The organism is Variovorax sp. Soil_C_12, from assembly GCF_057657375.1.
The window spans coordinates 1-297 of sequence record NZ_JBDGIO010000058.1 but is presented as its reverse complement, the minus strand read 5'-3'; the positions used below and the strand labels follow the sequence as shown (position 1 = coordinate 297).

Genomic DNA, 297 nt, shown 5'->3' with positions numbered 1-297 from the left:
TTTGCTGCAGTGCGCACCCCCAGCTTCTGGATGCTCTTCAAGGAAGCAATTGCCTGAACCAGAGGCCCGTCGTGACGTGCCGCATGCGCTCCCCGACGTTGCCCTGGCGTGTCAAGTGCCCTGTAGACTCTTGCCGTCGTTGATCAGCAGGCGCTTGCCGACGGCATAGCGATAGATCCACTTCAATGCAACCGTCTCTGCGAGGCTCTCGGCTGCGTCTTCCGCAGCGCGGAGCTCCTCGGCCAGGCTCATGACGCGGTGGCGCGCAAGGCTATGGACGGTGCCCTCGAGGTTGGG

Annotated in this window: 1 protein-coding gene; it reads right to left on the bottom strand. The window is 63.3% G+C overall.

Going from position 1 to position 297, the window contains the following annotated elements; translation table 11 throughout:
* Positions 1-111: 111 nt before the first annotated feature.
* On the bottom strand, positions 112-297 hold a 186-nt coding region (locus AC3A6X_RS36450; RefSeq protein ID WP_487846726.1), incomplete at its 5' end, for a hypothetical protein.